We start from the raw sequence: 19,304 nt of genomic DNA, 5'->3' as shown, positions 1-19,304 counted from the left end.
CGCCGGTGCGGATGTGGTGCGGGTTGTGACCACAACATGTTGTGGTTGCCAGGGGGTAACTCTCCCAGATGATGTGTTACATCGGTGTCGTTCCTGCTCGCATCCAGGGGTGTCTTGGAGTAGTGTCGAAGCTGTTGGCGGCGCCGAGACGGGTCCTTGAGACCCGGCCCGGCCTGCTGGTTTCAAAGAAGATCTACACCGCACTGGAGGCCCCCGTGTCCGACAGCACTCAGACCCCGTCCGCCGCTCACCTGGCCGCCGCGCACCCCGAGCTCGTGGCCCGGGGCTCTGCCGACTCCGCTGTCGCCCACGGCTCGCGCCCTCAGGTGGACGCCGTCTCCACCATCACCGAGTACCTGGACCGCTCCGACTGGCGCGTGAACGCCAACGCCAACCAGGGCTACTCCCTGGGTGGAATGATCCTGAACACCTCCGGCAAGGTCATCGCCAACTACTGGCTCAGCCAGATCTACCCGCAGGTCGCCGGCGACGCCCACCGGAGCGGCGACATCCACATCCACGACCTGGACATGTTCGCCGGCTACTGCGCCGGCTGGTCGCTGAAGAACCTCCTCCAGCAGGGCTTCAACGGCGTGCCCGGCAAGATCGCCTCCGGCCCCGCCAAGCACTTCTCCTCCGCCGTAGGCCAGATCGTCAACTTCCTGGGCACCCTGCAGAACGAGTGGGCCGGCGCGCAGGCCTTCTCCTCCTTCGACACCTACATGGCCCCCTTCGTCCGCCTGGACAACATGAGCTACGACGAGGTCCTCCAGTGCATGCAGGAGCTCATCTTCAACCTCAACGTCCCCTCCCGCTGGGGCACCCAGACGCCCTTCACCAACCTCACCTTCGACTGGACCTGCCCGGCGGACCTGGCTGACGAGCACCCGCTGATCGGCGACGAGCTGTGCGACTTCACCTACGGCGACCTCGCCGAGGAGATGGGCATGATCAACCGCGCCTTCATGGAGGTCATGACCACCGGCGACGCCGACGGCCGCGTCTTCACCTTCCCGATCCCCACCTACAACATCACCAAGGACTTCGACTGGGACAGCCCCAACGCCGACCGGCTGTTCACCATGACCGCGAAGTACGGCCTGCCCTACTTCCAGAACTTCATCAACTCCGAGCTCGACCCCGGCATGATCCGCTCCATGTGCTGCCGCCTCCAGCTCGACCTGCGCGAGCTGCTCAAGCGCGGCAACGGCCTGTTCGGCTCGGCCGAGCAGACCGGCTCCGTCGGCGTGGTCACCGTGAACATGGCCCGCCTGGGCTACCTGCACACCGGCGACGAGGAGGCCCTGGTGGCGGCCCTGGACCGCCTCATCGACATTGCCTCGCAGACCCTGGAGCTCAAGCGCACCGTGATCCAGCACCACATCGACACCGGCCTGTTCCCCTTCACCAAGCGCTGGCTCGGCACGCTGGACAACCACTTCTCCACCATCGGCGTCAACGGCATGAATGAGATGGTCCGTAACTTCACGCACGACGCCTACGACCTGACCGACCCCCGCGGTCACGCCATGTGCGTGCGCATCCTCGATCACGTCCGCGGACGCATGGTCGAGATCCAGGAGGCCACCGGCCACCTGTACAACTTGGAGGCCACCCCCGCCGAGGGCACCACCTACCGGTTTGCCAAGGAGGACCGCAAGCGCTACCCCGACATCCTCCAGGCCGGCACCGACTCCAACCCGTACTACACCAACTCCTCCCAGCTGCCCGTCGGCTACACCGACGACCCCTTCGAGGCGCAGGAGATGCAGGAGGAGCTGCAGACCAAGTACACCGGCGGCACGGTGCTGCACCTGTACATGAACGAGCACATCTCCTCGGCGCAGGCCTGCAAGGAGCTGGTGCGCCGCTCGCTGACTGCCTTCCGCACCCCTTACATCACCATCACCCCGACCTTCTCGATCTGCCCGACCCACGGCTACCTGGCCGGTGAGCACTTCACCTGCCCCAAGTGCGCCGAGCTGCACCCCGACGCCGAGCCGGTCGAGTGCGAGGTGTGGACCCGCGTCATGGGTTACTTCCGCCCCGTGAAGTCCTTCAACATCGGCAAGAAGGGCGAGTACATGGAGCGGCAGATGTTCACCGAGGCTGCCGCTGGCGCCCACGGCACCACCACCTCACGCCTGACCTCCATCAGCGCCTGAGGGCCGGGTCTCCAACGGAGCAGGAGGGGTAGGTGGCGGACTGGATCGTTGAGTTGACTCCTCGCGCCGAGAATTCGCTGCGCCGACTCGATCGCAGCGTTCAGGCGCGTGTGGTCGGCAAGCTGCGAGAGGTCCAGGAGGCTGACGAGCCGAGGAGCTTCCTGAAGCCGATGACCGGCCCGCTTAAGGGACAATTCCGGCTCCGGGTCGGGGATTACCGGGTGATCATCGACGTCCAGGATGAGCGTTGCGTGATCCTCGCGATCGATATCGGTCATCGCTCCACGGTCTATCGGTGAGATCGCCGGGACCGTTCGCGACTTGGCCGCAGAGGCGCCGGGGCGTCCGCCGTTTCGGCGGTGGGGCCCCGGCGCTCGGTCTAGGGAGCCCTGAGTTCCTCGCCATGTGGGCTGGGAGACGGCCGGTTCGTCATGTGAAGACGGTCGCTCCTCGCCATATGGGCTGGGCTTGTCGGAAGCGAAGGTCGGCTCCTATGCTGTAAACATGTCTACAGCAGTTCTGAGCGTGCGGCTGCCGGAGGAGCTCAAGCGTCGGCTCGATGACCTGGGGAGTCGGACCGGACGCCCGGCAACGTTCTATGTGCGTGAGGCCGTTGAGTCCTACATCGATGACTTGGAGTACGCGTACACGCTGAAGGCCGAGGCGGAGGCGGCCAGGCGCGGTGAGATCAGGACGCGCCGCCTCGATGAGATCGCAGCGAGCCTCGGACTCGATGACTGAGACTCTCAAGAAGGGCGTCGCGCACCGCCCCGCCGACGACCTGCAGATCGCCGGACTCGTGCCCATGTCCACCGTCGACTGGCCCGACCATCTGGTCGCGACCGTCTTCATGCAGGGGTGCCCCTGGAACTGCTTCTACTGCCATAACCAGGACCTCATACCCACGCGCACTCCCGGCGTGGTCGCCTGGGACGCGGTCCGTTCCCTGCTCGCCCGCCGGCGCGGCCTGCTCGACGGCGTCGTCCTCACCGGTGGGGAGGCGCTGCGCCAGGACGCCCTCGCCGACGCCGCCGCCGAGGTCAAGGAAATGGGCTTCCAGGTGGGCCTGCACACCGCCGGCCCCTATCCGGGCCGCCTGCGCGACATGGTGCGGCGCGGGCTGGCCGACTGGGTGGGCCTCGACATCAAGGCGCTGCCAGGGCACTACGACGCCGTGGTCGGCCGCCCCAACTCCGCCGCCAAGGCTTGGGAGAGCCTGCAGGTGCTGGTGGATGCGGCCGTCGGCGGCAAGGGGGTCGACTTCGAGGTGCGCACCACCGTTGTCCCCGGGGATGTCACCGCCGCCGACGCTGTTGAGGTTGCTCGCCGCGTGCATGACGCCGGCGCCCGCGTCTACGCCCTCCAGCAGGCCCGCGGTGAGGGCACGACCGGCGACTTCGCCGTGTCCGCGCCCGGCTGGGACGCCGAGTGCGAGCGCATGGCCGCCCAGATCGAGGCCCTCGGCTGGGACCGCTTCACCTACCGCCCCGCCTGACGCCCAGCCGCCCCTCGCTTCCTCTCCCGCCGAGACCGGCATTTGTAACACGCCGAGACCGGTAGCAATTACGTGCCGAGGTCGGTCAGCCTGGTGGCCTACAGTCGGCTCCCGCCGAGATCGGCACGGGTGACGTGCCAGTACTGGGCGGCGCGAGCTGTGCTGGCGGGCCGGTCCCCGATCCACGTTCCACGACCCTGGGGGTATTGCACGACCTTGGGGTGTGTTGCACGACCTTCCTGGGGTCGTGCAACGCGCACGGGGGTCGTGGAGTGCGGCCCGAGGTCGTGGAAGTCGTCCGGCGGAGTACCAGGGTGAGCCTGTTTGGCGAGGGCGTGTCCGACCCGGAGCGGCAATGCGTGCCTCGGACGCGCAACAACCCGCGTTCTCGCGCAAAAGCTGGCATTGACGGAGGGGCGTCCGGTCTCGGCGCAACTGGTGATCGCCGCCTACGAGGCCGGGCTGGTGAGGCCCGCACGGCAGGGGGCGTGGGGGCGTAGCTGTCCGTAGCTGTCACTAATTGCACCACTTTCTCGCGTCGGCCGCAGTCGGCGAAGCGCCGAACAGCATGATCTCGCGCCTGGTGCGTCTGAGGCGGGTCGGCGGAGCAGGGAAAGTGGTGCATCCAGTGACAGAGTCCCTCCGCCTGTCCCTCTGTCTTCCTCTGCGAGTGGTCGTCCACTGGCCACTCGGGCGTTGCCTCACCGTGTGCTTGAGCGCGATGCGTCGAGAAGATAGCCTTACCGAGTAAGCATTACTCGGTAACTACCGCTGGTTGCCGTCCCCCCACGGCTCAGGAGACCGGAATGGCCGTAAAACACGCCCTGCTCGCCCTACTCGCCCGCGGCCCTGCAGGCACCTACCAGCTGCGCAAGGACTTCGAGTCCGCTACAGGCACTACCTGGCCCCTCAACATTGGCCAGGTCGCCACCACGTTGGCGCGCCTCGAACGCGACGGCCTGGTGACCCGCCTCGACCCAGGTCGGCCCGCGAGTGGCTCCGGCGCGCCGGGCTCCGCAACCGCTTCCGCCGCGTCCACGTCCGCCCCGGCGGCAACGGCGCACTCCACGTCACACAACCCCAGTGCCGAGCCCGTCGCCGCAGCCGCGGCCCCCGCAACCGCCTCATCCAAAACGCAGACGCTGCCCACCGCCAGCCGGGACGTGGCTGCCTGGACCCTGACCGACGTCGGCCGAGAGGAACTCGCCCGCTGGTGGGCCAGCCCGGTGGCCCGCCGCGCCCCCGAACGCGACGAGCTCGTCATCAAGCTCGCGCTCGCCACCGCCTCCCCGGACGTCGACGTGGCCGCACTGATCCAGCAGCAGCGCCAGGCCACGCAAACCGTCCTCCACGAGATCAACCGCGCCCGCCGCGCCGCCGGGGACGAGGACCTGGCCACCGCCCTGGTCCTGGACCATCACGTGTTCACCGTCGAGGCAGAGCTGCGCTGGCTCGACGACGCCGAGGGTCGGCTCGCCCGCGCCGCCGCCGAGGGGCGGCGGTCGTGATGCGCGAAGACGCCCTGTCGCCCGTACTTGAGCTCCGCGGTGTCGGCCGGATCCACGGCACCGGCGCCCGTGCCGTCACCGCCCTCGAGGCCGTTGACCTCACGGTCGCGCCCGGCGAATTCGTCGCCGTCATGGGGCCATCCGGTTCCGGCAAATCGACCCTCCTGAATCTTGCCGGCGCCCTGGACAGCCCCACCAGCGGGCGGGTGATCATCGCGGGCCGGGACCTGGCGGGCCTGGACCGCGCCGCCCTGGCCGAGGTGCGCCGCCGCGCCATTGGCTTCGTCTTTCAGGACTTCAACCTCCTGCCCTCCCTGACGGCCGCCGAGAACGTCGCCTTCCCCCTGGAGCTCGACGGCTGGCCCACCCGCCGCGCCCTGGCGGCCGCACTGACCGCGCTGGAACAGGTCGGCCTGTCCGACCTGGCCGACCGCCTGCCCGACGACATGTCCGGCGGCCAGGCCCAGCGCGCCGCCATTGCCCGCGCCATCGTCGGACCGCGGCGCCTGCTGCTCGCCGACGAACCCACGGGCGCACTCGACTCCGCTACCGGCACCGCCGTCATCGGTGTCCTGCGGGAACGCGCCGACGACGGCGTCGCTGTCCTCATGGTCACTCACGAGCCCCGCTTCGCCGCCTGGGCCGACCGCACGGTCTTCCTGCGCGACGGCCGCCTGGTGGGCGCATCCGACCCCGCCGACGTCGACGAGCTTCTGTCCGCACCGGGGGAGGGGCGGTGAACGCCGCCCGACTGCGCGCCCTGCGCCCCGTGGTCCGCCTGGCCGTGCGCGATGCGCTGTCCCACAAGGCCCGCAGCCTGCTGGCGATTCTGCTGGTGGCCGCGCCGCTGGTACTGATTGTCGGTTTTCTGGGGACGCGGCTGTCCACGCCGCCCACCCAGCAGGCCGCCCTGGCCTCCATCCCCGACGGCGCCCAGGCCGTCGTCACCGGCACCGCCGTCGACCCGGCCGAGGCCCCGTTCCAGCAGGTGCCCGAGGGCGCCCCCGGACCGTGGATGGACTCGCCGGAGACCGTGCCCCTGACCGCGGACGAACTGGCCGCCTACCTACCCGAGCGCGACCGGGTCCTGCAGTTCTGGGACTCGGAGAACCTGCTCGCCCTGGCCGACCCCGACGCTGAGCCGGGCTCGACCACGCCGGCCACGGCGGGGGACCTGCGGGGCGCGGACTTCGGCGCAATCGGCACCTTCACCCTGCGCGAGGCCGACGCCGAGGGCCTGGATGTCCTGCTGCCTCCGCTGACCGCCGGCACCGCCCCGACTGACACCGCCGACGTCGTCATCACCACCGCCCTGGCCGACCGCACCGGTGTGCAGGTCGGCGAGACGATCGCCCTGATCGCCCCGCCATTCGACGGCTGGTACTCCACCAACGGACGCATTGCTGAGGTCCAGCAGGACTCCCTGCGCACCTACCGGGTCAGCGGCCTGGTCGATGACGATGCCGCCCGCGCCTGGGCGCTTCCGGCCTGGCTGGCGCCGGCGGTGCAGGACGACCCGGCCGGCGTCGACACCCACTTCCTGGTCATCGGCCCGGACCCGGTCACCTGGGAGACCACCAAGCAGCTCAACGGCGAGATGGCGTTCGCCGTATCCCGCCACGTGCTCACCAACTACCCGGACGCCTCCGAGCTGTATCCGGTCGCACTCAGCGACGACTACCTGGCCACCGCCCTGGTGATGACCGTGATCGCCTGCACCGCCGCCGCGGGCCTGCTACTGGGGCTGGTCACCCCCGCCTTCGTGGTCGCCGCCGAGCAGCAGCGCCGCACCCTGGCCCTCGCCTCGGCCACCGGCGCCGCACCGCGACAGCTGGCCCGCACGATCACGCTGCAGGGGGCCGCCATCGGCTGCCTGGGCGGAGCGCTCGGCGCCGGTGGCGGACTCGTCGCCGCCTGGGCGGCCTACCGCATCTTCGAACCCGAGGTGCAGGCGCTCGCGGGGCTGCCGGGGTGGTTGCCGGTGCTTGCCGTCGGGGGCGCCGCCTTGGCCGGCTGGCTGGCCACACTTGCCCCCGCCCGACGGGTGGCGCGCATGGAACCGGTCGAGGCGCTTAAGCACTCCCGCCCGCCCGCGGTTGCGGAAAGGCGTCGGCCGCGTCGCAGCCGCAGGTGGCGTCTGCTTGGCGGCGCGATTTTGCTGGCGGCGGCGATCGGCTGCGGCCTCGCCTCGCTGCGCGCGCCCCTGCCCGTTGCCGTTCCCGAGGAGGTGCCGCCGGCAACCGGCATGTTGCCGGGAGGTGCGGCCGTACCCCTGCTGGTGGCGGCCCTGCTACTGGGGGCGGTGGGGCTGATCGTGTTGGCCCCGGTTGCGCTCGACGCCGCAATCGCGGTGCTGGCCAAGGGGCCGCTGGCGCTGCGCCTGGCCGCCCGAGACGCCGCCGCTCACCGGGGGCGTGCCCTGCCGGTGGTAGGGGCGATCGGCGTCGTGGTCGCGCTGGCCTGCGGACAGACGGTGTATGTCGCCTCGTCCGCCGCCAACTACAACGACACCTCCGCGGTTCTGGTTGCGCCCGGGCGCCTCGCGCTGGGGCCGCGCGTACCGGTGTCGGAGGACTTCGACGCCGCCGTCCTGGCCGACGCCGTAAGCGTGCTGCAGGACGCAGGCCTGCCCGTCACCGGATCCGTGCCGGTTCGCGCGATGGACTTTCGTACGGAGGTCGTGTCGCACACCCTCAGAGTCGAACCGCCGGCCGGCGCCCGCTGCCCCGAGTTCACCGAGCCGGACGTGGCCGCATCCCTGGGACTGGCGGATACGGTGACTTGTGTGCCTGAGGGCCAGGGCTACAACCCGGGTATCACGGCCCCCTGGATGATAGGAGACGATGTCTTCGTAATGGAAGGGCAGGCGCTGCGCGCCACTGGTCTGGACGGGGCGCGGGATGCCGCGCAGGTCCTGGAGGCGGGCGGGGTGGTGGTCAACAACGCCACCTGGATTGATGACGACGGTACGGTGCGTGTAGGCCTCATGGACTACAGCGCAGGTTCTATCACCATCAAGCACACGCAGACCCGGCACGCCTACTTCCTGCCGCGGATGACCTCCTCCATCACGGTCTCGCCCGCAACCGCCGCCGAACTGGGGCTGACCGGCACCGATGCGCCGATATACGTGGGCGAGATGGTGCAGCTGTCGCGGCCGCTGACCGCGGCGGAGGCCGCCACTGCCAGGCGGGTAGTTGAAGAACACACCGACCTGGTGACCGTAGGGACCGACCCGGATCTGCCGCCTTGGGGCGGCATGGCAGACTTCGCCGTCCTGGCCGTACTGGTGGCGTTGGCCCTGTTCTCACTGGTGGTGAGTCTGCTGCTCGCCCGCACCCAGCTGCGCGGTGACCTGGTCACCATGCACGCGGTGGGGGCCTCGCCGCGGTTCCTGCGGCGGCTCACCGCAGCGCATGCCGCCGTCGTACTGGCGCTCGGTGTGCCCGCCGGGGCGGTGTGCGGCTGGGTGGGGGCCGCGTACCTGGTGGTCTGGAACCGGCACGTGGCCATCGATGGACCCTGGCTGCACCTGGAGGGCGTATGGGGCTGGCAGCTGGCGGGCCTGGCCGGGTTCGTCGCGGTGGGTGTGGGTGTCGCCTGGCTAATGGGCCGCCCGCCCCGTCGCTTGGAGCGCTCCCGCGACGAATAGCTCGTCTCGTTCCACGACCTTGGGGACATTGCACGACCTTGGGGTGTGTTCCACGACCACCCGGGGGTCGTGGAACGTGCACCAGGGTCGTGGAACGTGGCCCGGGGTCGTGCAACGTCGTGGCGTGGCGACCATCTGGGGGCTGGCGTCGGTGCGTCTGGGCGCGCGTGCGCATCGCGGCGACCGCCACACCGCTTCTACCGGAACACTGCCCGCCGCTGGATCACGTAGCTTGCGGCGTACAGCGCCCCGTCGCCGAGCAGCTTGGCCAGACCCAGCGGCACCCCGATCCCGGTCAGCACCCGCAGCAGCATGTAGCTGGCGGCGAGTAGCACCAGCGCGAGCGCCACGTACCGCACCGCCGTACGGCAAACGGTGCCGGGCGCCGCGTGGAATACCCGCCGATTCATCACGAAGTTCACGGTCCCGGACACCAGCCGCGCCCCTACCACGCTCGCCAGCAGGTTGCCGGTCATTGCGTGCAGCGCCACCACCCCGACCCAGTCGATGCCGAAGCACACCAGGCTCGCCCCGAGGAAACCCAGCATTGGCGCATAGACACGCGCCGAGTCCCGTAGCGGCCGGAAGTGGCTGGACGCGTTGCCCGGCTCGTACACCGTCGCGATCTCCACCTCCTCCACCTCCAGCCCGAGCTCGTGGGCCCGCAGTAGCACGCTGAGCTCGTACTCGTACCGGTCCCCGGGCACCTCCGCCAGCCAGGCGGTCTGCCCGGCCGGGTAGCCGCGCAGGCCCGTCTGGGTGTCGCCCAGGCGCCAGCCCGTGCTCAGTCGAAAGGCCAGCGAGGTTACGGCATTGCCGATCCGGCTGCGCAGGGGCACCGGCCCGGTCAGGCGCCGCACCCCCAGCGTCATATGCCCGGTGGCGCGCACCCGGCGTGCCACTGCCGCGATGTCGGCGGGCCGGTGCTGCCCGTCGGCGTCCGCGCACACCACGTCCGCCCCCGGCCACAGCTCGGCCAGCTGAGTCAGCCCCGTGCGCAGCGCCGCACCCTTGCCCCGGTTGGACTCATACCCGACGACCTCGGCCCCGCGCGCACTCGCCTCCCGGAACACCTGCGCGTACTGAGGCCCGGAGCCGTCGTCGACGACGAGCACCCGGCACCCGGGCAGCTCCCGCACCAGCTCGCTCACCAACTCCACCAGCCGACCGTCGGGCTGGTAGGCGGGCATGAGGATGACCAGCCCCACGCGGGCGGGGCGGCCCGACGTCGACGCCCACCGCACCCCCGGGCCGGACGCAGGCCCGCTGCGGCGGCCGGCCTCATCCGCCCCGGCCGATCCTGCCGTGCGGTCCGGCGCGCGGGTAGTCACTGGCTGGGCCGCGGCCTCGGGCCGCAGTCGGCGCTGCGGGAAGGAACCAGTGCTGGGTCGTGTCTGCGTGCTCATCTCAAGCCCCCTGTGCGATGTAGAGGATGTCGGAGGTCTCCCGCTCCCCGCCGTTGGACGGCCGGTTGACCACCTGGCCGTTGAACCACAGCGTCGAGGAGCCGCCGCCGTCGAGGTTGTACGCGCAATCGCAGCCCAGGCCCGCCATGATCTGCGCCAGCTCGGTCATCGTGACCCCGCGCGAGTAGCCCTGGTCGCGCCCGTCGACGACGACGACCACGTAGTGCCCGTCCGCGACGGCGCCCAGCGCCGTACGCGGCTGGGTGCCCTGGATGGAGTGGTTGCCGACGTTGGTGTCCACCTCCACGGCGTCGATGCCGGCCAGCACGGCGCCGCCCTGCACCAGGGCCGGCCCGAAGGACAGGGTGTTCCACACGCCCGCCGCCAGGAGCGCACCGGCGTCGGTGCTGGTCTCGTCGTAGACCTCGACGCGGCCGTCGGTGTAGAAGGCCATGCCGTCGCGCACACCCTCGTCCCGGTAGACGACGCCGTTGCGGATCAAGATGCCGTCGGAGCGGAAGCCGTAGTAGTCGCCGTTGATCGCCAGCACGGCGCCGTGCTCGGTGGCCATGGTGGAGGGCACGGCGGTGATATTGGTGCCGTAGGCGTTGTTGGCGAAGGCGCTGCGCAGGGCGGTGGCGTCGGACACCCTGACGTCGGCGACGTAGTAGGTGACCGTGTCGTCTCCGGAGCCGGTGGTGACCTGCTCAATGCCGATTGAGGTCAGCGAGGAGGTGTAGGAGTTGTCGGTGACGGCGACGTCGGTGGCCGCTGTGGCGGAGGACGTCGAGGAGACGGAGGAGTTGGCGGCCTCGTAGGCGGCCACATCGTCGACCTCCACATGGTCAATGACGAACCGGTTCAGCGCCCACAGCGCCGTGCTGACCGCTCCCGCGCCCAGCAGGGTGCCACTGCCCAGGAGGACGCGCCGTCGGGAGTGACGGCGGGGCGCCGCGGGCTCGAAGGCGGGTTGTGCCGTGGGTCCACAGGCCGGCGTCCCGGGACGCGAAGCCCGGGGTGCGGGCAGCCGATCTGGTGACGCGACGCCCAGACTGCCGCCCGGCGCCCGGGTGTCGTCTTGTGCGGTACCGGATTCAGGGAGCGAAGCATTGGACATGCCCACAACCCTCGCGGGCCTGGGTGTGCGCCGCCCGGAACCCGGGTATGGGGCCCCTGTGAATCCGGTGGCCGCGCGCGTCGGAGTCCCTGGTTGGCTGAGCGGAGACCGGATGCGCACGCGGGTGCCCCCGGCCGCTTCTCCACTGAGCCTCGCGCTGAGCCCCACAGGTGCAGCGGGTGCAAGATCTCACGCACCCGGCATGCGTGACTTCACGACTCACGGTTTCATAATCTCGGTCCATGACCACCTCCCCTTCGACCGGACCCGCCTCTGCCTTGCAGGGGAAGGGGGGCACTCCAGAACCCGAAGCCGGCCTGCGCACCTCCTTCGCCCCCAGCCTGCTGGTGGCGCTGGCGGCGCTCGCGGCCGTCGCCCCGCTGGCCATGGACGCCTACCTGCCGGCCTTCAACCAGATGGCTGCCGACCTGGGCGTGTCCGCCTCCACCACGCAGCTGACGCTGACCGCCTTCCTGGTTGGGGTGGCGCTGGGCCAGCTGAGCATCGGTGTGCTCTCCGACCGTTTCGGGCGCCGCCCCCTGCTGCTGTGGGGCAGCGCGCTGGCCTTCGTCGCCGGCGTCGGCACCGCGCTCGCGCCCAGCGCCGCCTTCCTGCTGATTGCGCGCTTCCTGCAGGGGCTCGGCGGTGCCGCCGGCATGGTGCTGGGCCGCGCCGTCATCTCCGACCGCTCCCGCGGCATCACCGCCGCGCAGGCGCTGAGCCTGGTGATGTCGATCCAGGGCGTTGCGCCCGTCATCGCCCCGATCCTGGGTGGCGCCCTGGTCGGTCCGGTCGGCTGGCGCGGCATCCTCGGCGTGGTGGCCGCCTTCCAGGGCATCCTGGTGCTGCTGGTGGCCGCCTGGGTGCCCGAGACCCTGCCCGCGCAGCAGCGCCACGACGGCGGCTTCGGTGTGCTCGTGGACGGCACCCGTGCGCTCGCCAAGGATCACGTGTTCATCCGCCTGATCGGTATCAACGCGCTCGTCTACGCGCTGCTGACCTCCTACCTGTCCGCCGCCCCATTCATGCTGCAGGGCGTGCTCGGCATGAGTACGGCCGCATACACCGCCGTCTTTGCCGCCTGCGGCCTGACGGTGACGCTCACCGTGGCCGCCTGCGGCTCGCTCGCCAGGCGGGTCTCGCCGGAGCGGCAGATCCGCCTGGGGCTGATCGGCATCCTCGTGGTGGACCTCGTCTTCGCCGCGGTCTGCCTGACGCGCCTGACCGGGCCCGTGTCCTCCACTGCGCTCACGGTCGCCACCGTCGCCCTGTTCATCATCCACGTGATGGCGCTGGGCACCTGCATGGGCAACCTGCCGGCGGTGGCGCTTGGACGCACCGGCCGCTGGGCCGGCACCGGCTCGGCGCTGCTGGGCTTCGTGCAGTTCGTCTTCGGCGGCATCGCCAGCCCACTGGTGGGGCTGACCGGCCAGGCCTCCGGGGTCGCCTTCGGGGTGACGATCGTGGCCGTGGCCCTGGCGGCAAACGTGCTCGGCGCCTTCGGGGTGCGTGACCGCGGCGAGAAGGAGCGCCTGCGCGCAGAGGCCGCGGCTAGGCGGGCCGCCAGGCTCGGCCGCGACCAGCTTCCGCAGGCCGACCGGGACGCCGACGACGCCGTGCCCGCCTCCGCGGGCGCCGTCGCCGAGCCCGCTACGCGGGCAGCTGAGGCCTGACGGCCTTCCGGCGAGCGCACGTCGGCGTCGTCCCTGCTACTCCTCGGAGGTGTCCAGGCGGTAGCCGACGTTGCGGACGGTGCCGATCAGGTGGTCGTACTCGGTGCCGAGCTTGGCCCGTAGCCGACGCACGTGCACGTCCACGGTGCGTGAGCCGCCGATGTAGTCCTCGCCCCACACCTCGTCCAGCAGCGCCTGGCGGGTCAGCACCCGCCCCTGATTGAGGGCGAGCGCCTTGAGCAGCTCGAACTCCTTGTAGGTCAGGTCCAGCAGCGTGCCGCGGATGCGGGCGGTGTAGGCGGTGGTGTCGATGACCAGGTCGCCGGCCTCGATCCGGTCATCGGCGATCGGCTCGGGCCCGGACTCGCGCACGCGCACCAGCCGCAGCCTGGCGCCCAGCTCGGCGGGTGAGGCCTGCGCCATGACGAAGTCGGAGGCCCCCCAGTCCGGCTGGACGGCGGCGGCGCCGCCCTCCTCCAGCACCAGAATGATCGGTCCGCAGTCCATCGGGCCGGACAGCAGCTGGCACAGGGCACGGGCCCGCATCAGGTCCTCACGCGCGTCGACCATGACCACGTCGGCCGCGCCCACGGCGGCGTAGGAGGACGGCACCGGCTCCAAGCACTCGACCTGGTGCTCCAAGAAGGAGACTGCGGGGAGGACGGCGGTGGCATCGTCCTCACGGGTGAACATGATGATGCGCACGGCTGCCGCCTCCTTCCGGTCCGGTGGACCCTGGGGCCGAGTCAACCACACTCGCATTTGCGAACGGATTACACGAGCGGATTATGTTGCCCGACTACGTGTGCCGGTCACAGGTGTGGGACGATGCGACCGTGAACACGCAGGATGTGCCCGGCATGGTGGACCCCGGCAGCTTCGGGACCCGTCGCGGCGGCAACCGCCCCATCGAGGTGGGGCTGGTGGACCCGGCCTGGACGCGGCTGGCGGTGGCCTCCGTGGTCCCCGTGCTCCTGGCCATCTCCGCGGCCCTGCCCGCGTGGGTGCGGCTGATCGTGGTAGTCCTGCTGGTGCCACTGACCGGCCAGGGGTGGCCGGCGCTGGTGCGTACCCGGCACGATCAGGATGCCACCGCCGTGATCACGCTGACCGGCCTGTGTGCGGCGGTGCTGGTGGCCATCACCAACGATTTCGGCATGGCCGGCGTGGTTATGGCCTTCAGCGTGCCGGCGGCCTTTCTTGCGCAGATGGCGCGCAGGGACGGCCGTCCGCACCTGGTGGAGGACCTCTCCTCCACGGTCACTGGCAACCTGGTCATGATCTCCGGTGCCGGCTGGTGCGCCCTGCGCAGTGGGATCGCCGACCCCGCCGTCATCGTGCCCTGCACGCTCGCCCTGTTCACCGGCGCCCTGCTGACCACCCTGAATGTCCGCGCCACCGTGCTGGAGGTACTCACCTTCACCCTGCCCGCCCTGGTTGCGGGTGCCTCCGGCGGAGCACTGGCCATGGTCGGCTTCTTTGGTGCCAGTCACGTGGGGGCGGAGCCGGCGCTGCAGTCGGCCGCAGCCTGCCTGGTGGCGGGATTCGTAGCCGGAGTACTCATGGCGGTATCCAACCGGGTGCTGTGGACTCATCGCTGGGTTCCCGGCGGTCGGGCCGCAGTGGCTAGCGCGATTGTTCCGATCCTGTCCCTGGGGGCTCCCGTGTACGCCATCGCGCGGATCATGGGCGGTTTCATCGCGGGCTGACCGCGGCGCCGTAGCGGCCCCGGCGCCCGGGCCGTACCCTGCACCCATGGCGTTCACGATTCCCGACGACCTTTCTCCCGAGCTGTACCCGCTGGCGTGGCTGGTGGGTACCTGGCGTGGCTACGGCATCCTCACCTACGGGGAGACCGTCCCCGAGCAGGCCGTCTACCAGGAGATGACCTTCGACCACGACGGTGGCCCCTACCTGCGGCAGACCACCACCATCTGGACCGTGGACGCCACCCGTAGCCAGGACCTCGACTTCGAGATGCCCGGGCTGGAGGGAGCCTCACGCCTGACCCCCGCGCAGGTCTGGTCCACCGAGACCACGTTCTGGCGGCCGGTCGGCCAGGAGATGCCGGAGGCGGCCGATGACGGCGGAGAGGCCGGCGGCGGAGAGGCCGGCAGTGGCGGTGGGGCGTCCAGCCCCGCCTCGAAGACCCCGATCACCTCCCTGGAGCTGGTCTCCGCCGATCCGGCCGGACACGTCGGCGTGTGGGAGGGCTGGATTCAGGGGCCGCGCGCCCAGGTGGGCACCCAGGCGGTGGGCCGCACTCGCACCGCTGCCTCCGTGACGGAAATGAGTCGCATGTTCGGCCTGGTGGGCGGGGAGCTCCTGTGGACCCAGGACATGGCTGCATTTGGCCAGGAGGAGGCGCAGTCCTACGCCTCCGGTCGCCTGGGCCGGGTGGAGGAGGCGGGGGAGACCGACCCCGGTGCTGCCCTGCGCGAGGCCATCGCCGCCGACGAGGCTACGCGCGCCGCCGAGGCGGTCGCAGCCGGGGCGGTCGCAGCCGGGGGCTCTTCCGCGGTGCAGGACGCACCACCGCCGACCGACACTCAGTCGCCGACCACGGGGGCCTCCGTCTGATGCGCCGCAGTCCTCTGCTGTCCCGCACCGACGCCGTCGCCAGCCCCGCGACCGACCTGGATGCTGCGGTACCGGCCCGGTACGAAGACCCCCTGCGGGAGCAGAACGCGCTGCTTGCCGGCCGCGCCGCCACCGCCCTGGCCCGGGACGTCGTTGCCGTGTCCGGTCCCGACCGCCTGAGCTGGTTGAGCACTTTGTCCAGCCAGGAGCTGAGCCGACTGACGCCCGGAGATGGTGGGGCGGAGGCGCTGCTGCTGGACGCCCAGGGGCATATCACTCATGCCCTGGCCTGTGTAGACGACGGCAAGCTGCTGCTGCTGGTCACCGAGGCCGGCCGTGGGCGGGCGCTAGTGGATTTCCTGGAGTCCATGCGTTTCATGCTGCGCGTTGAGGTGGCCTTGCGGGAGGATGTGGCCGTGCTGGCTGCGCTCGGCACGGGCGGCGCGGCCCTGGAGGAGGCCGCCCGGGCCGCGGGTGCACACGTGGCGACCTGGCGCGATCCCTGGCCGGGCGTGGTCGAGGGCGGCACCAGCTATGACGTCGGCGTGGAGGGCACGCACCCCGGCGCGGGCTACCGGGCCACCTGGGTGCTGGTGCAGGCCGACGCGGTCGGAGCCGTTGCGGATGCGTTCGTTAGTGGCGAGGCTGCCGCTGCCAGTGGTGGCGCCGACACTACTGGTGACGCCGACGGGAGTGGCCGCGGGCCGGGTTTAGCCGGGCGGCGTCTGGCCGGCTCGCTGGCCTGGGAGGCGCTGCGCGTGGAGGCCGGACGGCCGCGGTGGGGACGCGAGGTGGATGCGCGCACGATCCCGCACGAGCTGGACTGGCTGCGCACCGCTGTGCACTTGAATAAGGGCTGCTACCCGGGACAGGAGACCGTCGCCCGCACCCTCAACCTGGGCCGTCCGCCGCGCCGCCTGACGGTCCTGCAATTGGACGGCTTCACCGGGCAACTGCCGGCACCGGGCGCGAACGTACGCCTGGGTGAGCGGGTCGTCGGCGCCGTGACCTCCGTGGCCAGGCATGTCGACTTCGGCCCCGTGGCGCTGGCGCTGCTGCGCCGGGGCGTACCCGCGGACGCGCCGCTGACCGTGGAGATCACCGACGCCGATGACCCCGACGCGAATGCGGAGGAGGTCGCGACTGCGGCGGCCGGGGCCGCGGGAGCCGCAGGTGTGGCAGCAGTGTCCGGCGGCCCCGGCGCGGGGGAACTGGCGGACGCTCCGGCGGCGACACACTCCGGGGCTTCTGCGGGGAGGGCTGAACCCGTGGTTGTCGCGCGGGTGGACGCCGCTCAGGAGCCCCTGGTCTCCCCCGAGGGGCGGGCCCAGGCGAGCCCCGCCGAGCGCCCCGGCGCCGACCTGCGCGGCACCTCCCTCTCCCCTCGCCGAGTTCGGTAGCTATAACCGCCGAGATCGGTAGAAGTGGCGGCGGGGCTTGCTGCGCCGACTGTCTCGTGCTTGTGGCCGCGGTCGAGTAACAGGGGCGCGAGTGGGCACGCTCGTCGTCCTTCGAGGCGGAACCCGCGCGATAGGTGCCGCACGCTTACGCTGGTGGCGGGAATTCCGCCGATCAGGGATTTTCGTTGAGATGATGCGGAATTACGGGATTCATCTGGGCGCGCCAGGCTCCGCTCGAATTGCTCCTGCGTGCGCCGGAGGTCTCGCCGCACGCAGGAGCTCTCCGGGTGGCCTGCGACTAGTGTGTGAATCCGCAGAATCATGCGGTTTGTGGTCGGCGGTAGATTTGTTAAGCGTGCGCCGGGTCCGATGACGTGCGACTGCCGTACGACGCGGGCCGATGCTCAACCTGGCGACTGCGCGCTCAGCCCGTTTTGCAAGCGGGGGTGGCGTATTTCGGCTCGTCCTCGCAGTCCTGATTCATAGGAGACTCGCTGCCCTGACTGCCATGCCGCGCCGGGTTTTCGCACCGGGAATCATGGGGCTGTCGCTGCCCTTGCGCTTTCCGCATGCGGCTCCTCAGGCTCCGCGGACTCCTCAAGCACTGCCGGTGGAGGCTCAACGAGTGTGACGGAAGCGTCGGTTACCTCCGAGGAGGCCACTGAGGAGTCCGATGTTGCCGCTGGATACGACGCGGGTAGGCACATGATCGTTTTGAGGTCACCAGCGACACAGCAACCCTCGCAGGCATCACGCTGACCGCTCTGGACGCCAACGGCAACATCAGCCAGGAGCAACTTGGTGATGAGGCACTCCCGTTCAGCAAGACGGCCGAGATTGACGGTGCCAGCGTCTTTGGCACCTCAAACGCCAATGTGCTGGCTCAGGCCAAGGACGGAACGGACATCACCGAGTCCATCACCATTGACGACAATGAGCCCGTCAGCTCGTCGGGATCCGGCGAGTTTGCTACCGCGATGGCCCAGGCCACCAACTGAGGATCGCCGCCTGAGAGCTGAGAATCGGCCGTCCGAGCCGACGGAGCTGTTTAGAGCGGTTTGCGTGGCGCCTGGCGCCCCGCCTACTGCGAGCTTTTGTACCCTGGTGTACGCCAATTTGCTGCACACCAGGGCGCAAAAGCTCGTACCAGAGGGCAAAAGCTTGCACCAGGGTGCGAAGGGTCTCCGGGCCTGCAGCCGCCAGCCGAGCACGGCCGCGGAGTTCGAGTGTGCGGTGCCCGCCATGACTTGGCGTTGTGGTCCTTGTGGGAATGTTGTCCCTGTGGGAGGGTGAACCCATGAGCGAGCGCAGCCGCTGGATTGTGTCCATCGCCCTAGGGGCAGCTGGTGTCGCCTATGTGAACGGACGCCTGCACCCGCGCGGCGATGCTGCCGAGCCCCTGCCCGGGGACGAGCTCCTGCCCGACGCCGAGATCGTTGAGACGCATGAGACGGTGCTACAGGCGCCCGTGGCTGACGTATGGCCCTGGCTGGTCCAGATGGGCTACGGGCGTGGCGGTTTCTACTCCTTCGATGCGCTGTGTCAGCTCGTCGGTGTGGGCATCTCCAGTACTGATGCGATCAACCCGGCGTGGCAGAACCTGACAGTGGGTGACTCGGTGGACCTGGCGGAGAACATCTCCCTCGTTGTTGCCCGCCTGGAGCCGGAGCGCTGCCTCATCCTGTCCAGTGAGGGTGGAAGCGCCCCCGTGGGCAATGAGATGGAATTCGACTTCACGTGGGCGTTCGTCCTCACCTCGACGGGACTGCATTCCTGCCGCCTTACGGTGCGCGAGCGGTACGTGCCCCAAACGCCGGCCGCCCGACGAATGCTGCGGACTATACGTCCGGTCGCGCGGTTCATGACGCACGGCATGCTTCACGGCCTGCGACGTCGTACCCGAGGCTGAGGGCGGACGACGATCTCCGGTGCGCGACTCAGATGGCAGTATGACGCACCCCGGTGCGCAATACGCGTTTGCATGCCTGCGCATCTCCGTCGGCCCTACCGTGAACGTGATGCGCACCATAGAATCGGCGCAACGCATCCCATGCGCCCTGAGGAGGAGCCATGAAGATTCTGCACTCACAGTTCACCGCCAAACCCGGTTACGAGGACGAGGTCGCCCAGATGATCTGCGACTTCGCCGAGAAGGTCCGCAGCGAGCCCGGCAACCGCGTCTTCGACGTCTACCGCCACAGCGACGACCCCGCGAAGTTCTTCGTCATGGAGGCCTACGTCGACGAGGACGCCTTCCAGACTCACTTGGGTATGCCCTACGGCGGCCCCTTCAATGCGCGCCTTGAGG

17 protein-coding genes are annotated in these 19,304 nt (G+C 70.2%); 14 read left to right on the top strand and 3 right to left on the bottom strand.

Annotated elements, in window-relative coordinates:
- Window positions 1-215 precede the first annotated feature (215 nt).
- The 7 genes from GZ998_RS00810 (at window position 216) to GZ998_RS00780 (ending at window position 8,820) form a co-directional block, all read left to right on the top strand.
- The gene (locus tag GZ998_RS00810) at window positions 216-2,165 is read left to right on the top strand and encodes a ribonucleoside triphosphate reductase (protein ID WP_374939133.1); all 1,950 of its coding nucleotides are present in this window, start codon (window positions 216-218) and stop codon (window positions 2,163-2,165) included.
- A 32-nt stretch (window positions 2,166-2,197) separates the two neighbouring features.
- Window positions 2,198-2,464: a type II toxin-antitoxin system RelE/ParE family toxin gene (locus GZ998_RS00805; protein WP_161924929.1), complete on the top strand. Its 267-nt coding sequence runs from the start codon at window positions 2,198-2,200 to the stop codon at window positions 2,462-2,464.
- Between the two features lie 205 nt (window positions 2,465-2,669).
- Complete coding sequence (locus GZ998_RS00800) at window positions 2,670-2,906, top strand: peptidylprolyl isomerase (RefSeq protein WP_162678980.1); 237 nt, start codon at window positions 2,670-2,672, stop codon at window positions 2,904-2,906.
- On the top strand, window positions 2,899-3,660 hold the full coding sequence (locus tag GZ998_RS00795; protein ID WP_162678979.1) for an anaerobic ribonucleoside-triphosphate reductase activating protein: 762 nt from the start codon (window positions 2,899-2,901) through the stop codon (window positions 3,658-3,660). The genes GZ998_RS00800 and GZ998_RS00795 overlap by 8 nt, the downstream gene beginning before the upstream one ends.
- An 806-nt stretch (window positions 3,661-4,466) precedes the next feature.
- Window positions 4,467-5,168, top strand: a complete 702-nt coding sequence (locus GZ998_RS00790; RefSeq protein ID WP_219108381.1) for a PadR family transcriptional regulator — start codon at window positions 4,467-4,469, stop codon at window positions 5,166-5,168.
- Window positions 5,168-5,908 carry an ABC transporter ATP-binding protein gene (locus tag GZ998_RS00785; RefSeq protein WP_219108379.1) on the top strand — a complete coding sequence of 247 codons (741 nt, stop codon included), beginning with the start codon at window positions 5,168-5,170 and terminating at the stop codon, window positions 5,906-5,908. Before GZ998_RS00790 ends, GZ998_RS00785 begins: the two co-directional genes overlap by 1 nt.
- Window positions 5,905-8,820: an FtsX-like permease family protein gene (locus tag GZ998_RS00780; protein ID WP_219108377.1), complete on the top strand. Its 2,916-nt coding sequence runs from the start codon at window positions 5,905-5,907 to the stop codon at window positions 8,818-8,820. The genes GZ998_RS00785 and GZ998_RS00780 overlap by 4 nt, the downstream gene beginning before the upstream one ends.
- A gap of 197 nt (window positions 8,821-9,017) precedes the next feature.
- On the opposite strand, the gene GZ998_RS00775 is transcribed toward GZ998_RS00780, so the two are convergent.
- Together GZ998_RS00775 and GZ998_RS00770 are read right to left on the bottom strand one after the other, a co-directional pair.
- Window positions 9,018-10,226: a bifunctional glycosyltransferase family 2/GtrA family protein gene (locus GZ998_RS00775; RefSeq protein ID WP_219108375.1), complete on the bottom strand. Its 1,209-nt coding sequence runs from the start codon at window positions 10,224-10,226 to the stop codon at window positions 9,018-9,020.
- A gap of 1 nt (window position 10,227) precedes the next feature.
- Window positions 10,228-11,343 (bottom strand): phosphodiester glycosidase family protein, encoded by a 1,116-nt coding sequence (locus tag GZ998_RS00770; RefSeq protein ID WP_219108373.1) that lies wholly within the window; start codon window positions 11,341-11,343, stop codon window positions 10,228-10,230.
- A 242-nt stretch (window positions 11,344-11,585) separates the two neighbouring features.
- Between GZ998_RS00770 and GZ998_RS00765 the strand changes: the two genes are divergently transcribed.
- Entirely contained in the window at window positions 11,586-13,016 is a 1,431-nt protein-coding gene (locus GZ998_RS00765) for a multidrug effflux MFS transporter (protein ID WP_219108371.1), read from the top strand.
- A gap of 36 nt (window positions 13,017-13,052) precedes the next feature.
- Here GZ998_RS00765 and GZ998_RS00760 read toward each other — a convergent pair whose 3' ends face one another.
- Window positions 13,053-13,721 (bottom strand): response regulator transcription factor, encoded by a 669-nt coding sequence (locus GZ998_RS00760; RefSeq protein WP_219108370.1) that lies wholly within the window; start codon window positions 13,719-13,721, stop codon window positions 13,053-13,055.
- Between the two features lie 131 nt (window positions 13,722-13,852).
- On the opposite strand from GZ998_RS00760, the gene GZ998_RS00755 reads away from it, so the two are divergent.
- The 6 genes from GZ998_RS00755 to GZ998_RS00735 form a co-directional block, all read left to right on the top strand.
- Window positions 13,853-14,725 (top strand): tellurium resistance protein TerC, encoded by an 873-nt coding sequence (locus GZ998_RS00755; RefSeq protein WP_308807127.1) that lies wholly within the window; start codon window positions 13,853-13,855, stop codon window positions 14,723-14,725.
- 46 nt (window positions 14,726-14,771) lie between these two features.
- Window positions 14,772-15,596, top strand: a complete 825-nt coding sequence (locus GZ998_RS00750) for an FABP family protein (protein ID WP_219108366.1) — start codon at window positions 14,772-14,774, stop codon at window positions 15,594-15,596.
- Window positions 15,596-16,996: a folate-binding protein YgfZ gene (locus GZ998_RS00745; protein WP_219108360.1), complete on the top strand. Its 1,401-nt coding sequence runs from the start codon at window positions 15,596-15,598 to the stop codon at window positions 16,994-16,996. The genes GZ998_RS00750 and GZ998_RS00745 overlap by 1 nt, the downstream gene beginning before the upstream one ends.
- Window positions 16,997-17,871: 875 nt before the next feature.
- Window positions 17,872-17,994: a hypothetical protein gene (locus GZ998_RS12915; protein WP_257504883.1), complete on the top strand. Its 123-nt coding sequence runs from the start codon at window positions 17,872-17,874 to the stop codon at window positions 17,992-17,994.
- 299 nt (window positions 17,995-18,293) lie between these two features.
- Window positions 18,294-18,905, top strand: coding sequence for a hypothetical protein (locus tag GZ998_RS00740; RefSeq protein WP_219108358.1), 612 nt, complete (start codon window positions 18,294-18,296; stop codon window positions 18,903-18,905).
- Between the two features lie 161 nt (window positions 18,906-19,066).
- On the top strand, window positions 19,067-19,304 hold a 238-nt coding region (locus tag GZ998_RS00735), incomplete at its 3' end, for a putative quinol monooxygenase (RefSeq protein WP_219108356.1).

The sequence above is a fragment of the Actinomyces sp. 594 genome (assembly GCF_019325145.1).
Lineage (GTDB): Bacteria > Actinomycetota > Actinomycetes > Actinomycetales > Actinomycetaceae > Actinomyces.
This window is presented reverse-complemented; position numbering and strand designations above follow the sequence as displayed.

What these genes read in the sequence shown, in the direction of transcription:
- GZ998_RS00750 (WP_219108366.1), top strand. Translation starts at nt 14,772, where the DNA reads ATGGCGTTCACGATTCCCGACGACCTTTCTCCCGAGCTGTACCCGCTG.
- GZ998_RS00785 (WP_219108379.1), top strand. Translation starts at nt 5,168, where the DNA reads ATGCGCGAAGACGCCCTGTCGCCCGTACTTGAGCTCCGCGGTGTCGGC.
- GZ998_RS00795 (WP_162678979.1), top strand. Translation starts at nt 2,899, where the DNA reads ATGACTGAGACTCTCAAGAAGGGCGTCGCGCACCGCCCCGCCGACGAC.
- GZ998_RS00770 (WP_219108373.1), bottom strand. Translation starts at nt 11,343, where the DNA reads ATGTCCAATGCTTCGCTCCCTGAATCCGGTACCGCACAAGACGACACC.
- GZ998_RS00765 (WP_219108371.1), top strand. Translation starts at nt 11,586, where the DNA reads ATGACCACCTCCCCTTCGACCGGACCCGCCTCTGCCTTGCAGGGGAAG.
- GZ998_RS00790 (WP_219108381.1), top strand. Translation starts at nt 4,467, where the DNA reads ATGGCCGTAAAACACGCCCTGCTCGCCCTACTCGCCCGCGGCCCTGCA.
- GZ998_RS00745 (WP_219108360.1), top strand. Translation starts at nt 15,596, where the DNA reads ATGCGCCGCAGTCCTCTGCTGTCCCGCACCGACGCCGTCGCCAGCCCC.
- GZ998_RS00740 (WP_219108358.1), top strand. Translation starts at nt 18,294, where the DNA reads ATGAGCGAGCGCAGCCGCTGGATTGTGTCCATCGCCCTAGGGGCAGCT.
- GZ998_RS00775 (WP_219108375.1), bottom strand. Translation starts at nt 10,226, where the DNA reads ATGAGCACGCAGACACGACCCAGCACTGGTTCCTTCCCGCAGCGCCGA.
- GZ998_RS00800 (WP_162678980.1), top strand. Translation starts at nt 2,670, where the DNA reads ATGTCTACAGCAGTTCTGAGCGTGCGGCTGCCGGAGGAGCTCAAGCGT.